The organism is Paenibacillus sp. FSL H7-0735 (genome assembly GCF_038008505.1).
Lineage (GTDB): Bacteria > Bacillota > Bacilli > Paenibacillales > Paenibacillaceae > Paenibacillus_AQ > Paenibacillus_AQ odorifer.
In genome coordinates this window covers 176,563-190,700 of the sequence record NZ_JBBOZH010000002.1, presented here as the reverse complement: position 1 = coordinate 190,700, position 14,138 = coordinate 176,563, and the positions used below count along the sequence as shown (strand labels likewise).

The 14,138-nt window shown below is 45.5% G+C and carries 16 protein-coding genes and 1 riboswitch; all 16 genes read left to right on the top strand.

The genetic code is table 11. The features are described 5' to 3' along the window. Positions 1-301: 301 nt before the first annotated feature. The gene (locus NSS82_RS28520; RefSeq protein ID WP_038573648.1) at positions 302-1,489 is read left to right on the top strand and encodes an FtsW/RodA/SpoVE family cell cycle protein; all 1,188 of its coding nucleotides are present in this window, start codon (positions 302-304) and stop codon (positions 1,487-1,489) included. An 83-nt stretch (positions 1,490-1,572) separates the two neighbouring features. Next, on the top strand, positions 1,573-2,331 hold the full coding sequence (spoIIR, locus tag NSS82_RS28515) for a stage II sporulation protein R (protein WP_081386726.1): 759 nt from the start codon (positions 1,573-1,575) through the stop codon (positions 2,329-2,331). Positions 2,332-2,436: 105 nt separating this feature from the next. Continuing rightward, positions 2,437-3,702, top strand: coding sequence for an L-threonylcarbamoyladenylate synthase (locus tag NSS82_RS28510; protein ID WP_076273739.1), 1,266 nt, complete (start codon positions 2,437-2,439; stop codon positions 3,700-3,702). Positions 3,703-3,806: 104 nt separating this feature from the next. After that, a complete protein-coding gene (locus NSS82_RS28505; protein WP_038573646.1) occupies positions 3,807-4,379 on the top strand; it encodes a manganese efflux pump MntP in 573 nt (190 codons plus the stop codon). Positions 4,380-4,424: 45 nt separating this feature from the next. Continuing rightward, positions 4,425-5,012, top strand: a complete 588-nt coding sequence (locus NSS82_RS28500) for a low molecular weight protein arginine phosphatase (protein ID WP_036681588.1) — start codon at positions 4,425-4,427, stop codon at positions 5,010-5,012. 48 nt (positions 5,013-5,060) lie between these two features. Further along, a riboswitch (ZMP/ZTP riboswitch) is annotated at positions 5,061-5,143 on the top strand. 74 nt (positions 5,144-5,217) lie between these two features. Then, on the top strand, positions 5,218-5,802 hold the full coding sequence (locus NSS82_RS28495; protein ID WP_038573643.1) for a TIGR01440 family protein: 585 nt from the start codon (positions 5,218-5,220) through the stop codon (positions 5,800-5,802). Between the two features lie 114 nt (positions 5,803-5,916). Next, positions 5,917-7,164, top strand: coding sequence for a serine hydroxymethyltransferase (gene glyA, locus NSS82_RS28490; RefSeq protein ID WP_038573642.1), 1,248 nt, complete (start codon positions 5,917-5,919; stop codon positions 7,162-7,164). Positions 7,165-7,586: 422 nt separating this feature from the next. After that, positions 7,587-8,216, top strand: coding sequence for a uracil phosphoribosyltransferase (upp, locus tag NSS82_RS28485; RefSeq protein ID WP_036681583.1), 630 nt, complete (start codon positions 7,587-7,589; stop codon positions 8,214-8,216). 58 nt (positions 8,217-8,274) lie between these two features. Further along, on the top strand, positions 8,275-9,435 hold the full coding sequence (wecB, locus tag NSS82_RS28480; protein WP_036681581.1) for a non-hydrolyzing UDP-N-acetylglucosamine 2-epimerase: 1,161 nt from the start codon (positions 8,275-8,277) through the stop codon (positions 9,433-9,435). A 178-nt stretch (positions 9,436-9,613) separates the two neighbouring features. After that, positions 9,614-9,847: an AtpZ/AtpI family protein gene (locus tag NSS82_RS28475; RefSeq protein ID WP_036681579.1), complete on the top strand. Its 234-nt coding sequence runs from the start codon at positions 9,614-9,616 to the stop codon at positions 9,845-9,847. Next, the gene (locus NSS82_RS28470) at positions 9,840-10,217 is read left to right on the top strand and encodes an ATP synthase subunit I (protein ID WP_036681578.1); all 378 of its coding nucleotides are present in this window, start codon (positions 9,840-9,842) and stop codon (positions 10,215-10,217) included. The genes NSS82_RS28475 and NSS82_RS28470 overlap by 8 nt, the downstream gene beginning before the upstream one ends. 29 nt (positions 10,218-10,246) lie before the next feature. Then, positions 10,247-11,014, top strand: a complete 768-nt coding sequence (gene atpB / locus NSS82_RS28465; RefSeq protein WP_036681575.1) for a F0F1 ATP synthase subunit A — start codon at positions 10,247-10,249, stop codon at positions 11,012-11,014. A gap of 105 nt (positions 11,015-11,119) precedes the next feature. Continuing rightward, positions 11,120-11,332, top strand: a complete 213-nt coding sequence (gene atpE, locus NSS82_RS28460) for a F0F1 ATP synthase subunit C (RefSeq protein WP_036681574.1) — start codon at positions 11,120-11,122, stop codon at positions 11,330-11,332. 97 nt (positions 11,333-11,429) lie between these two features. Then, complete coding sequence (gene atpF, locus NSS82_RS28455) at positions 11,430-11,918, top strand: F0F1 ATP synthase subunit B (protein WP_036681571.1); 489 nt, start codon at positions 11,430-11,432, stop codon at positions 11,916-11,918. Further along, entirely contained in the window at positions 11,915-12,466 is a 552-nt protein-coding gene (locus NSS82_RS28450) for a F0F1 ATP synthase subunit delta (protein WP_036681568.1), read from the top strand. Before atpF ends, NSS82_RS28450 begins: the two co-directional genes overlap by 4 nt. Positions 12,467-12,477: 11 nt before the next feature. Beyond that, positions 12,478-13,989 carry a F0F1 ATP synthase subunit alpha gene (gene atpA, locus NSS82_RS28445; RefSeq protein ID WP_036681566.1) on the top strand — a complete coding sequence of 504 codons (1,512 nt, stop codon included), beginning with the start codon at positions 12,478-12,480 and terminating at the stop codon, positions 13,987-13,989. Positions 13,990-14,138: the final 149 nt, after the last annotated feature.

Genomic DNA, 14,138 nt, shown 5'->3' with positions numbered 1-14,138 from the left:
ATCGGACCGCAAAGACGTTATTTGATCAAAAAGACTGGATTTACTGCAAAATGGCAAGTAATAACGACTCTGGAGTCCGCAAAAGTTCCCGTGGAGCAATAAATCCATAAATAAAGTCTACTGAGTCCGATAGGTTTGGATTATAGAGTAAAATCACGTCAGAGTGTAATTTTAATAGAAAGATATTTTATAGATTGGCTACATAAATTTGGAATTATATTGACGAATGTTTTACAATAGAAAGGAACGACTTTCCCTGAGAGAGGAGAGTTGAAACCTTAACAGAGTAAGGGGCTTGCAGATGCTTCAAAAGTTCAAAAGGATTGATAAGGTAATTGTTACTGTTCTGATTTTGCTGATGGTGATTAGTATTTTTTCAATATACAGTGTAACTAATGGAAGAATAACGCCTCCGATGAAATTGGATGGCTTTCATTTACAAATGCTTAAATACTATATTTTAGGTTTTGTGGTTTTTATTGTGCTCGCTTTTGTGGACTTTAAGATATTTGTTAAACATGCACTTTATATTTATCTCTTGGGCTTAGTCTTGTTAGTGTCGGTTAGTTTTATTGGTAAAGTAGAGAACGGTGCTCAATTGGGACTTGAGATCGGTGGACTTAGGTTTCAGCCTGCCGAGCTGTTTAAATTGGTATTAATTCTTTTTTTATCATCGATCTTAATTCGAAAACAAGGGTCTACCTTAACCTTCTGGAAAGGGATTGTTCCTCTCACCATTCTTACGTTCATTCCATTTGGAATAGTGATTATGCAAAATGATTTGGGGAATGCCCTTAGCTACATCGTAATATTAATTGGACTTTTATGGATTGGGAATATCAAACTGTCGCATGCGCTCATCGGTTTGCTTATAGTGGGTGGGATCGGCCTTGCTGGGATTTTGAGCTACATAAACTATCATGATGAGGCAGTCAATTTTTTTGAAGGCATTGGTAAGGATCATTTAGTGGAGCGGTTTGACCCTTGGCTGGTACCTGATTTAGCGACAGATAAGGCAAGCTATCACACGAAAAATGCCAAATTAGCTATAGCCTCCGGGGGAATGAGTGGAGAGGGATATATGCAGGGCAGCTCTGTGCAGAATAATCGTGTCCCATATACCTATTCGGATGCGATATTCGTGCAGATTGCCGAGGAGTTTGGATTTGTGGGATCTGCGCTGCTTCTCTTGCTCTTTTTTATTTTGCTGCATCGGATGATATTGATTGCTCTCGAGAGTAAGGAGCGTAGCGGTCCATTTCTAATCATTGGAATTACGGCTATGCTGTTGTATCAAATTCTTGAGAATGTTGGAGCTTTTATCGGCCTGATGCCGTTGACAGGAATAACACTTCCGTTTATCAGTTATGGAGGCACGTCTCTTCTGATTAATATGGCCAGCATGGGGGTCGTGATGAGCGTGCATCTTTATGGGCAGGATGTAGAGGAAGATTTGCAGCTGCATAAGGAGCTGGCATTGAAGTTATAAATTTAATAGATTCATAGGTTTGCAGTCTCTTATCTCCGGGCATACTACTAGCATGAGAGTTAAGAGGAGAGGGGCTGCAACAAATGAACGATAATCATATGGATAAAAGAGATTCCTTACGTGTAACTTTTAAGTATACTGCCATTTTAATTTGTTTTTTTATAGTCCTCATGATGGCTTGGGAAGGTCAAAAAACCGACGCTGCAGTAGCTGAAGTATCTATTCCCCAAGAATCTATCCGGTTACGTATTCTAGCTAATTCTGACGGAGCGCAAGATCAGCTGGTGAAACGGCAAATTCGCGATAAAATTGTGGAGCAAATGAACCAGTGGGTATCTGCCCTTGAGGATCCGCAGAGCTTGGAGCAGGCACGTGCTCTGATTAGAAATCATCTGCCGGAGCTTAACGCGTTGGTTGGATCAGAGCTGGAGAAACGGGGCATTGAATATTCCTATAAAGTGGAGCTGGGCGTAGTCCCTTTTCCAACCAAATTATACGGTGGTACCGTCTATCCTGCTGGGGAGTATGAAGCTGTACGGGTCACACTTGGTGCGGGCAAGGGACAAAATTGGTGGTGTGTACTGTTTCCTCCGCTTTGCTTTATCGATGCAGGCTCTGGAGATGCGGCAGCACCTGCTGCTGACAAAGGTACAAAAACAGTGTCCGCTGCTGGTGCGGATAACAGTGCTAAGGTGAAATCAGCAGCTGCAAAAACAGTGCAGGCTGATTCCTCGGCAGGAAGTGCTCCATCAGGAGAAACTGCTGCTGAGCCAGAGGTACGGTTCTTCGTCTGGGAGCTGCTGCAAAACCTTTGGAACTGGATCAGTGGATTATGGTCGTAAGACCCCAGATATGTTACTATTTTATAAGCAGATCTATCACGGCTCCCTACTGGGGCCGTTTTTTTGCTAATATAAATTATATCTTCTAGAAAGCCTGTGATGAGAATGAATGAACACAATAATCCTTTATTCGCCGTTCAGCGGCGGAGTGGAAATAGAGATGAGACTGTATACTGGAAGTTGAATTCTGTTGAGGGAACGAACTCTGAGGTATTTCAGCCGAATGAAGCTGACAAGCTGGCGATAGCGGAGGCAGCAACAATGCTTCGCGAAGGCGGAACAGTGGCTTTTACAACCGAAACCGTCTACGGGCTAGGGGCGGATGCCCGAAATACGTCGGCAGTTGAGGCTGTTTTTGCGGCAAAAGGACGGCCCTCTGACAATCCGTTAATTGTACATATTGCGGATACGGCAGCTTTGGACGAGCTTGTTGCAGAGGTGCATCCTAAGGCGGCCGCGCTGATGGCAGCTTATTGGCCTGGTCCGCTGACAGTTGTGCTTCCTGTTCGTGAAGGTGTACTGTCGCCTTGTGTGACGGCGGGTTTGGATACGGTTGGTGTGCGGATGCCGGATCATCCGGTAGCTCTGGCGCTGATAAGTGCAGCAGGTTGTCCAGTTGCGGCGCCCAGCGCTAATCGTTCGGGTCGCCCGAGCCCAACGTTAGCTTCACATGTGATGGAAGATTTGGCTGGATACATCGATGGCGTCCTTGATGGTGGTGCTGCTGGAGTTGGACTAGAGTCAACAGTGGTACAGGTACAACCGGACGGAAAAGTTGCTGTGCTGCGCCCCGGCGGGATTACTTCGGAGCAATTGGCTGCAGTGGTGGGAGCAGAAGCTGTAAGCTCAGAGCCCGGTAATGCTGAGGCAACTGTTGCCGCTACCACTACTGTCGTATCTGATTCGGGGGCTGTAAAGACTCCCGTTGCTAGGTCTGAAACCGTTAAGTCTGCTGCTGGTTTCAGTACTGCTGGCGACAGCTCGGCGCCGCGCGCGCCGGGCATGAAGTACACGCACTACGCGCCGCGCGGCTGGCTTGGTGTAGTGCGCGGCTCTTCCCCGCAGCGCGTGGCGGACGAAGCCGCAAGTCAACTTCAGGCGGCGCAGCTAAACGGCGAGGTCACGGGCCTGCTCCTCTTTGAGGAACATAAGGCCCTTTATCCCGCCGATCCTGCCGCCTGTGTCCTTTCCCTCGGCTCGTTATCCTCGCCGGAGGAAGGGGCTCGCTCCCTATATGCCGCTTTGCGGCGTTTCGATGAAGCGGGAGCGACTTACATCTTAGCCGAGGCTTGCCCGTATACGGGCCTCGGCGCTGCCATCATGAACCGGCTTATGAAAGCCGCCGGCGGATCCGTCATCGACGCCGGATAACCACGGCGTTGCTTTTTCGTATATGACTCCCATATGAAGTCATGATTACCCCCTTGTCCGCATATCGTTGTTGTACAAGATATTTCGGACTTGGGGGGTTAAGCATGGGCTTAGGTGATGTATATACCGAATGGGGGCAGATTGTTACCATTACTATAATGGCGGTTGCATTAGGGATGGATGCCTTTTCGCTCGGTGTAGGGATCGGGATGAAAGGTATTCGTCTGCTGCATGTTCTGCAAATGAGTCTGCTCATTGCTGTTTTTCATATGCTGATGCCTCTCTTGGGTTTATTGACAGGAAGTTATGTCGGACACCTGTTAGGTCAAGTAACGACTTATGCTGCTGGAGGTCTTCTAGTTCTTTTAGGCGGGCATATGGTGTACAACTCCTTTCGTCCGGATACAGGAAGCTCACGAGCTATGGATCATCGAACCTTGTGGGGGATGATACTTCTTTCGCTCAGTGTCAGTATTGACTCTTTCTCCGTGGGTGTATCACTGGGGATGTTTGTGAATGGAGTACTTTTGACCATCTTAGCCTTCGGTGCTTGCGGGGGACTAATGTCGATTCTAGGGTTGCTAATTGGACGGCATGTCAGTCGTGGTCTCGGGGATTATGGAGAAGCGCTAGGCGGTGCAATACTTCTGGGGTTTGGCTTGCTATTCATCTTTTGATACAATAACGGCATTAGAATATTTAATTTCATGGGGGTGCAAAACATGCTGCATATTTTATTCGTCTGCACCGGGAATACATGCCGAAGTCCTATGGCTGAGGGGCTTTTACGAAAGCTCGCGAAGGAACGTGGAATCGACCTGGAAGTGCGGTCTGCAGGTGTATCCGCCATTTCCGGTACTTCTATATCAAGACATGCTGCAGCTATACTGCAGGAAGAAGGAATTCATGATTCAATGGAGTCGTCACAATTGACAGGTCAAGCTGTCGCTTGGGCCGACCTTGTGCTGACCTTGACGGGTGGGCATAAGCAGCATTTGCTGCAGTATTTTCCGGATGCTGTAACGAAAACCTATACATTGAAGGAATACGTGCATGATGAAGATGCGGTGACGGAAGATATCAAGGAATTGGACAGCCTTTACGCAGATGCGGAGTTGAGCTTAGCCCTTGGTGGTGAACCGAATGCAACGGATCTGCAGCGGATGATTGAGATTCGCCAGCGTATTCCGAGCTTCGATATTTCTGATCCATTTGGTGGCACGCGTGAGGACTATGAGCTAACTGCTGCTGAGATTCGCACTGCGCTATTCAGTTTGCTGGATAAGCTGGAAACCTTCCGCCATTTGTAAATGGTTGATTTTCAGTTCACTTTGCTTTAAGATGAAGTTACAAATAATCGGTTCCGATGTAACTGGCGACAAATGTGGATCAAACCACGATGGAGCATCGGAATAAACGGCCGGTCGCCTGGGCAAAAGAGCAAATCCGCAGCTACCTGCGGACTGCTCTTTTTTGTTTAAAATAAGCTTGTTTGAAGTTTGAGGAGGTAGAGTGATGGACGAAGTTGTAGAGCTATCATTAACTGATGCCACCGTCACTGTGTTAAGGGAGTTGGCGGAGGCTGGTAACCTTGGGTCAGGCAAAATTGTTGTCATCGGAGTGAGCACAAGTGAAGTTGCTGGTGTCCGGATTGGAACTGGTGGTGCACTTGAAGTTGCAGAACAACTGCTTGAAGGTGTTCGTTTAGTAGCAGCGGAAAAAGGATTTCATCCCGTGTATCAGTGCTGCGAGCATTTAAATCGTGCACTTGTAATGGAACGCTCTCTACTAGAGTCACTTGGTCTGAAGGAAGTATCAGCTGTACCTATACGAGGTGCTGGAGGTTCGATGGCTACGGCTGCTTATCACGCTATGAAAGATCCTGTTTTGGCGGAAACGATAGAAGCTCATGCTGGTTTGGATATTGGCGAGACACTGATAGGAATGCATTTACGGCGGGTAGCCGTTCCTTTCCGTCCGACTCTACGATACATTGGAGCAGCCAGAGTGAATGCGGCATGGACCAGACCCCCACTAATTGGCGGTGAACGTGCGGTATATCGTGCTCCAGAACAAAGTGGTTCACAATTTTGTGATTAATGAACTTTAGTTTTATATTTTTTGCAGAAACGAAGACCTAAGTCTCTTTATAGCGGGCAAATCGTTTCTACTTAAATACAACATATCTACACACACTAGGGAGGAAATAAGAACATGGAACAATTGCGTAAGAGTGACCCGGCAGTACTGGAAGCGATGGAACTGGAACTGAAACGTCAGCGTGCCAACATTGAGCTTATTGCCTCAGAGAATATCGTTAGCGAAGCCGTAATGGAAGCTATGGGCTCCGTGCTTACGAACAAATATGCAGAGGGTTATCCAGGCAAACGATATTATGGTGGCTGTGAAGATGTAGATATCGTTGAGAACCTTGCTCGTGATCGTGCAAAAGAATTGTTTGGTGCGGATCATGTTAATGTACAGCCACACTCCGGTGCTCAAGCTAATATGGCTGTTTATCTGGCTGCGCTTAAGCCTGGCGACACTGTTCTTGGAATGAATTTGGCGCACGGCGGTCATTTGACACATGGTAGCCCAGTTAATGCTTCTGGATTGCTTTATAACTTCGTTGCTTATGGAGTACAAGAAGATACTTTCCTAATTGATTATGATGAAGTACGTAAAGCAGCCTTCAAGCACCGTCCAAAAATGATTGTAGCTGGTGCTAGTGCCTATCCGCGTATTATTGATTTCGAAAAACTTGGCGCTATCGCCAATGATGTGGGTGCGCTATTTATGGTAGATATGGCCCATATCGCAGGATTGGTTGCTGCTGGTCTTCATCCGAGCCCGGTTCCTCATGCTCATTTCGTTACAACTACTACGCATAAGACTTTGCGCGGTCCCCGCGGAGGTATGATTATGTGCAGACAGCCGTGGGCAGCTGCTATTGATAAAGCGGTATTCCCTGGTTCCCAAGGTGGACCTTTGATGCATGTAATTGCTTCAAAAGCAGTCGCATTTGGTGAAGCATTGCAGCCATCTTTTAAGACTTATGCTCAAAATGTAGTGAAGAACGCTAATGTTCTTGCAGAAACGTTGATCAGCGAAGGGGTTAACATTGTATCCGGAGGTACAGATAACCACTTGATGCTGCTGGATACCCGTAATCTGAACATTACCGGAAAAGATGCGGAAAAAGTACTAGATTCCATCGGGATTACTGTGAATAAAAACGCAATTCCATTTGATCCTACAAGTCCTTTTGTAACAAGCGGTATTCGGATTGGTACACCTGCAGTCACATCCCGTGGTATGGACGAGCAGGCAATGGTCACTATTGGACGTATCATTGCTAATGTTCTAAAGAATCCGAAGGATGAGGCAAACTTGGCAGAATCTGCCCGTCAAGTGGCTGAGTTGACTGACCAATACCCTCTTTATCCAGAGTTGAAATACTAAATTTTTGCTTCCAATAAGAAATGATTCTGCCTCCATTCATACCCTCTTCCGGGTTTGATGGAGGCTTTTTTGTTGCATATTGTTCACAAATATTACTGCAGTTAATAGATGAAATTGAATGAAATTAATCTTGAAAGTTCATGGAACTTTCAATAAAATTAGTGAAAATAATGTGAATAGTATGAAAAAGCCAAAGTTGCACAACATAATCTAGGTTTTATAAGTGATTGGTTTCCTAATTAAGCCAATCATTACCTTTAAAAACAAGGAAATACAAGGGAATATGTTCAATGTGAGTTCAAGTACCATTCTGAGGTGAAATGCAGCGGCGGGAGTGCTATAATAGACAGGATTTAGCCACTGAGAAGCAAAGCGCTTTCTATGGCTATAGACAAGACTTACAATTACCGGAGGGACAGTAAATGGGAAAATTGGTGATTTGCGATCATCCTTTAATTCAACACAAACTAACATTTATTCGCGACGTTAGAACAAACACGAAGGATTTCAGAGAACATGTTGACGAAGTTGCCACATTGATGGCTTATGAGATTACACGTGATATTCCACTAGAGACAATTACGGTACAGACACCGGTCACTGAGACGGAAAGCAAAGTGATTTCGGGAAGAATGCTGGGGCTTATTCCTATTCTTCGTGCGGGTTTAGGTATGCTTGAAGGTGTACTGAAGCTTCTACCTGCGGCTAAAGTAGGACATGTAGGGCTTTTCCGTGATCCAGACACTCTTCAACCAGTGGAGTATTATATCAAGCTTCCAACTGATGTACAGGAACGTGAGTTGATAGTGATTGACCCAATGCTTGCTACAGGCGGATCCGCAATTGCTGCGATTACCTCACTGAAGAACCGTGGTTGTACACAGATCAAAATGATGAACTTGATTGCAGCGCCAGAAGGTGTTGCTGCAGTTCAGGAAGCTCATCCGGATGTTGATATTTATGTAGCAGCGCTTGATGATCATTTGAATGAACATGGATACATCGTGCCAGGTCTTGGAGATGCTGGTGACCGTCTTTATGGAACCAAGTAATAAGTAATTAAGTATTAAGTATAGTAATGCGAGAATATTTGATGAGAGGGTAGGGGTTATGTCCAAAATCAAAGTAATGACTATTTTCGGAGTGCGCCCCGAGGCGATCAAGATGGCTCCTCTGGTTCTTGAACTGAAGAAGCATCCTGAGCATATCGAATCAATAGTATGTGTAACAGCACAGCATAGAGAACTGCTCGATCAAGTGTTGGAAGTGTTTAATATCACCCCTGATTACGATTTGGACGTGATGAAGGACCGTCAGACCTTGAACGAGATTACTATTCGTGTGCTTGAAGGTTTGGAACCTGTACTGAGGGAGGTTAAGCCTGACCTCGTGCTGGTGCATGGGGACACCTTAACAACGTTTTTAGCTAGTTACGCTTCCTTCCTGCAGCAAATTCAGGTTGGGCACGTAGAAGCAGGACTTAGGACATGGAACAAATTGTCTCCTTATCCTGAAGAAATGAACCGCCAATTAACAGGTGTATTAGCCGATCTGCATTTCGCTCCAACCGATTGGTCAGCTAGTAATCTGAGACACGAGAACAAAAAAGAATCAAGTATTTATATCACAGGCAACACCGTAACTGATGTGTTTCAATATACCGTACAGCCGGATTATCGGCATCCTGTTTTGGATTTTGCTTCAGGAAAAAGACTTATTTTGATGACTGCTCACCGCAGAGAATCTCAAGGTGAACCGCATCGTAATATCTTCCGAGCTATTAAAAGAATCGCTGATGAATTCGAAGATGTCGCCATTGTTTACCCTGTGCATCCGAGTCCTGCCGTTAAGGAACCTGCACATGAGATACTGGGAGGACATCCAAGAATTAAGCTGATTGATCCGCTGGATGTCGTGGACCTGCATAATTTTTATCCGCATACTCACTTGATATTGACCGATTCCGGCGGTCTGCAAGAGGAAGCTCCTTCTTATGGAGTGCCTGTTCTTGTGCTTCGTGATACAACGGAGCGTCCCGAAGGGATAGAGGCTGGAACGCTGGAACTTGTGGGCACGGACGAGGAGAAGGTGTATCAACGGACACATGCTCTTTTGACTGATAATGAGCTCTATCAGTCGATGAGTCGGGCCGCCAACCCGTATGGAGATGGCAAGGCTTCCCAACGGATTGTCAATGCGATTTTGCACCATTTTGGTGTTAATAAGGAACGTCCTGAAGAGTTTCACAGAATGTTCACAAAAAATAAATAATTTCAATTAAACTAATATCTGATCTGATTAAAATCAACATACAGTGAAACTGTACGGTTTATATGGTTTTGGAACGTTTTGCTGTGATTATTTTCATGTTTTCAAGGGTTTTTAGGCAATGTTCAATGAATTGACAAAGACTCAGGAAATTCAGTAAAATTAGTTGGGATTGTAGCCCATGAAAGAACAAAATAGCAAGGACAGCTTGTTACAGACCGCGCTTGTCATTGGAAGTGCAGGCACTTTGCTTGCCGCTTACATTCTTATTGGTTTTTTTGCGGCAAGATGGCTGAAAGACCTGATGGAGGGGCCGAAATATTGGCTCGCCATTGGCACTATAACTGGAATGATTCTGGGAATTGTGAATGTCGCCTTGTTAATTAAAAAATTTTTGGGGGAGCAGAATGGATAATATGACTCCCATGATCAATACCGTCACTAGAGTTACGCTCGTCCTTATGGCAGGACTCTTAATGGGCTGGGTGCTTCATCATGAGACCCGGGCAATTACACTGGGCATGACTCTGGGTCTGGTGGCGGGATTGGTAAACTTTCGTTATCTGGCCGTCAAGGTTCGACGGGTTACGCAGTCGATTGCGAGCAACGAAGGGAATGCCTTCAGCCTCGGTTTTGTTACACGGATTAGCTTCGCAATTTTGGTCACCATGTTCTCGGTCAAGATTGAGCATTTCTCCCTGGTAGCAACTGTTTCGGGCGTATTCATTCCTCAGCTTCTCGCCATTCCTGCGGGGATATATCTGAGTGTGAAGAATAAGCTTTAACCAGATTAAAGAGAAAGGGGGATGATACTATGCATGACATGCCGAAAATATTTGTCGGGGGAATACCGATAGATTTATCCGCCGTGTTGATGCTTCTGATCAGTTGTACAGTGGTATTTGTTCTGGTTATGCTTTCGGTTCGTAAGCTTTCCGTTGAAAATCCATCCAAGCTTCAGAACTTCATGGAATGGGTTGTGGAATTTGTAGAGGGTGTCATAAGCAGTGCCATGGATCTGAAGAAAGGAAAACCTTACATATCTTTAGGGTTGACATTGATTCTGTTTATCTTTGTTTCCAATCTACTTGGATTGCCTTTCTCCGTTGTAACTGAGGCGCATGGACCTGTAACAGTGTTTGGCCACGTGATTGAAGCAACTAAGAACTTGGCGAATGGTGAGCATGCAGAAATTTTATGGTACAAGTCGCCAACTGCTGACATTAATGTCACTGCAGGATTGGCAATCATAGTATTTGTACTGATGAACTTTCTGGGCATTAAGCTCAACGGCAAACATTATTTCAAACACTACATCGAGCCGTTTCCAATCTTTTTGCCACTGAACATTATCGAAAACCTGGCAAAACCTGTAGCGTTGGCTATTCGTCTATTCGCTAACATTTTCGCCGGAGAAGTACTAATTACAGTCATTTTGAAGCTGGGGATTCTCAGTATTCCGTTCCTGGCTGTATGGCAGGGCTTCAGTATTTTCGTCGGGGCACTACAAGCGTTTATCTTTACGATTCTGACGATGGTTTATATCGCACAGATGACGATTCACGAAGAAGAAGCACATTAATGAACTGCTGCGAAGAGAACGGCTATCGTCTGATTTTCCTTCGTGGGAGATATCTTATATCATTAAACACAAATATGAACCGAAATTAAAGGAGGATATTTACAAATGGAATTTTTAGCAGCAGCAATAGCGGTTGGATTGGGTGCACTTGGCGCAGGTCTTGGTAACGGTATGATCGTTAGTAGAACAGTTGAGTCCATCGCTCGTCAACCAGAAGCGAAAAATGCTTTGCAAACAACAATGTTTATTGGTGTAGGTATCGTCGAAGTTATTCCGTTGGCAGCAACAGTTATCGCATTCCTGATTATGTTTACTTAATAAACCGTAGTTACGGTTTGGCGGGGACGGCCGATGCCATCCGCGCCTTACTTTTGTATACGTCCGCATGACGCGGTAACGGAAGGGAGTGACCTCAGTGGATATTGTTTGGACAAACATAGTATTTTCAATTGTCGCCTTTGGGATTTTATATTTCTTGCTTAGCAAGTATGCGTTCAGCAAACTTTTTGCAGTTATGGAGAAACGCCGTGAGCTGGTAATGCAGCAAATGGACGAAGCTGCGAAGACTAGAGAACAAGCGGTCGCGTATGTGGAAGAGCAGAAGCAAGCGCTGAACAGTGCACGCCAGGAAGCTCAACAGATTATTCAACAATCGCAAATCACAAGCAATCTACAGGTAGAACAAACTTTGGCACAAGCCAAAGCAGATGCAGCACGTGTCAAAGAAGAGGCTGTGCGCGATATCGAGAACGAAAAGAACAAAGCAGTGGAAGAGTTGCGCAGCGAAATTGGAACGGCATCTGTTCGTATTGCTTCTAAACTTCTTAAGAAAGAAGTTAGTGCTAGCGGCGAGCAGGAGCAACTTGTGAACCAATACCTCAAAGAGGTAGGAGGCCAATCATGAGCCGCGATACGGTAGTTGCCAAGCGCTACGCTAGAGCATTGTACAGTGCAGCGGTAGAGAAAGGGATTACCCTTGAAGTAGAAGAAGAGCTCAAGGCAGTGGTTGGATTATTACATTCCGACCAAGAGATAAAGCGGTTTATTCTTGCACCGCGCATCTCGGAGTCCGACAAGCTGAAAGTGCTGCGCACAGCGCTTCAAGATAAGCTCTCTCCCATCGTGATGAACATTGTAGAATTGTTAGTAGAGCGAGGCAGAACCGATATTTTTGCCGATCTGCTGGATACGTATATCAAGATTGAAGGAGACGCTCTTGGCATTGGTGATGCTAAGGTATACTCTGTTTATTCTTTAAGTGAAGAAGAAAAAGCAGCTGTAGCTGCAGAATTCGGCCAACTCGTAAACCGTAAAATCCGGATTACGAATGTGGTGGACCCAAGCCTGTTGGGAGGACTGAAAGTTTATATCGGCGATAAGCTGTATGACGGCAGTCTCTCTAACAAATTGGAGCGTCTCGAGAAATCCTTTAATGATAAGCATAGAAGATAGGGGTGAGGATATTGGGCATCAGACCTGAAGAGATCAGCACTTTGATCAAAAGTCAAATTGAGGAATATAAAGCCGATATCGAAGTTGCCGAAGTCGGCACCGTCATTCAAGTCGGCGACGGTATCGCCCGTGTCTACGGTCTGGAAAACGCAATGGCAGGCGAATTGCTAGAGTTCTCCAACGGAGTAGTGGGCATGGCGCTCAATCTGGAAGAAAGCAACGTCGGTGTTGTTATTCTGGGTGAGTACAAGGAAATTCGTGAAGGCGATCAAGTAAAACGTACAGGACAAATTATGCAAGTTCCTGTTGGTGAAGCTCTGCTCGGCCGTGTAGTTAACGCACTTGGTATGCCGCTTGACGGCAAAGGCCCAATTGCTACAACTGAATTCCGTCCTGTAGAAAATAATGCACCAGGTGTTATCGATCGTAAATCGGTACATGAACCGATGCAAACAGGTCTTAAAGCCATTGATGCGATGGTACCAATCGGTCGTGGACAACGCGAACTTATCATTGGTGACCGTCAAACAGGTAAGACTGCAATCGCAATTGACGCGATTATCAACCAAAAAGGCAACGGCATGAAATGTATTTATGTTGCCATTGGTCAAAAGCAATCCACAGTAGCACAGGTTGTAGAAACTCTTCGCCGTCATGGCGCTTTGGAATATACAATCGTTGTAACTGCATCGGCTTCCGAGCCGTCCCCATTGTTGTATATTGCTCCATACGCAGGCTGCGCAATGGGCGAATACTTCATGTACAAGGGCGAGCACGTACTGATCATTTACGATGACCTTTCGAAACAAGCTTCGGCTTATCGCGAATTGTCCTTGCTGCTTCGTCGTCCACCGGGTCGTGAAGCATTCCCAGGTGACGTATTCTACTTGCACTCCCGTCTTTTGGAGCGTGCAGCTAAGCTTAGTGATGAGCTTGGTGGTGGTTCATTAACCGCACTTCCATTTATCGAAACACAAGCATCGGACGTATCAGCTTACATTCCTACGAACGTAATCTCGATTACAGATGGTCAAATCTTCCTTGAATCCGATCTGTTCTACTCTGGTCAACGTCCGGCGATCAACGTCGGTATCTCCGTTTCCCGTGTAGGGGGCTCCGCTCAAATCAAAGCGATGAAGAAGGTAGCCGGCTCGCTCCGTTTGGATCTTGCCCAATATCGCGAACTTCAAGCCTTCTCACAGTTCGGCTCAGATCTTGATAAATCTACACTTGCCCGTCTGAATCGCGGGGCACGTATGATGGAAGTTCTGAAACAAGGTGTGAATCAGCCGTTGTCTGTTGAGCATCAAGTGCTTAGCTTGTACACAGCTGTAAAAGGATATTTGGATGATATTCCAGTTAAAGACGTAAAACGTTTTGAAAAGGAATTCCTTGCTTACATGGATAGCAGTGCTGCTGATGTAGCTCAATCCATCAGGGATACAAAAGATTTGACAGCTGATAACGAAGCCGCTCTAAAAGCAGCGATTGATACCTTTAAAAGAGGTTTCGCTACTAGCTAATATAGATAGACTTTAACGGATTTTACTAAGTGAGCTTTGGCTCTGCCGAAGCTCAGGCTGTGCTTATGAAGTAGCTTTGACTCCGTCAAAGCTAAGATGATGCTTACGAAGTTAGCTTTGACTCCGTCAAAAGCTTTAAGGTGGTGAAA

Bases quoted from the DNA above. Each gene is read 5' to 3' on its own strand.
- NSS82_RS28510 (WP_076273739.1), top strand. From the start codon at position 2,437: ATGAATGAACACAATAATCCTTTATTCGCCGTTCAGCGGCGGAGTGGA.
- NSS82_RS28470 (WP_036681578.1), top strand. From the start codon at position 9,840: ATGGATAATATGACTCCCATGATCAATACCGTCACTAGAGTTACGCTC.
- spoIIR (WP_081386726.1), top strand. From the start codon at position 1,573: ATGAACGATAATCATATGGATAAAAGAGATTCCTTACGTGTAACTTTT.
- NSS82_RS28500 (WP_036681588.1), top strand. From the start codon at position 4,425: ATGCTGCATATTTTATTCGTCTGCACCGGGAATACATGCCGAAGTCCT.
- wecB (WP_036681581.1), top strand. From the start codon at position 8,275: ATGTCCAAAATCAAAGTAATGACTATTTTCGGAGTGCGCCCCGAGGCG.
- atpB (WP_036681575.1), top strand. From the start codon at position 10,247: ATGCATGACATGCCGAAAATATTTGTCGGGGGAATACCGATAGATTTA.
- glyA (WP_038573642.1), top strand. From the start codon at position 5,917: ATGGAACAATTGCGTAAGAGTGACCCGGCAGTACTGGAAGCGATGGAA.
- atpE (WP_036681574.1), top strand. From the start codon at position 11,120: ATGGAATTTTTAGCAGCAGCAATAGCGGTTGGATTGGGTGCACTTGGC.
- NSS82_RS28475 (WP_036681579.1), top strand. From the start codon at position 9,614: ATGAAAGAACAAAATAGCAAGGACAGCTTGTTACAGACCGCGCTTGTC.
- NSS82_RS28450 (WP_036681568.1), top strand. From the start codon at position 11,915: ATGAGCCGCGATACGGTAGTTGCCAAGCGCTACGCTAGAGCATTGTAC.
- NSS82_RS28520 (WP_038573648.1), top strand. From the start codon at position 302: ATGCTTCAAAAGTTCAAAAGGATTGATAAGGTAATTGTTACTGTTCTG.
- NSS82_RS28505 (WP_038573646.1), top strand. From the start codon at position 3,807: ATGGGCTTAGGTGATGTATATACCGAATGGGGGCAGATTGTTACCATT.
- NSS82_RS28495 (WP_038573643.1), top strand. From the start codon at position 5,218: ATGGACGAAGTTGTAGAGCTATCATTAACTGATGCCACCGTCACTGTG.
- upp (WP_036681583.1), top strand. From the start codon at position 7,587: ATGGGAAAATTGGTGATTTGCGATCATCCTTTAATTCAACACAAACTA.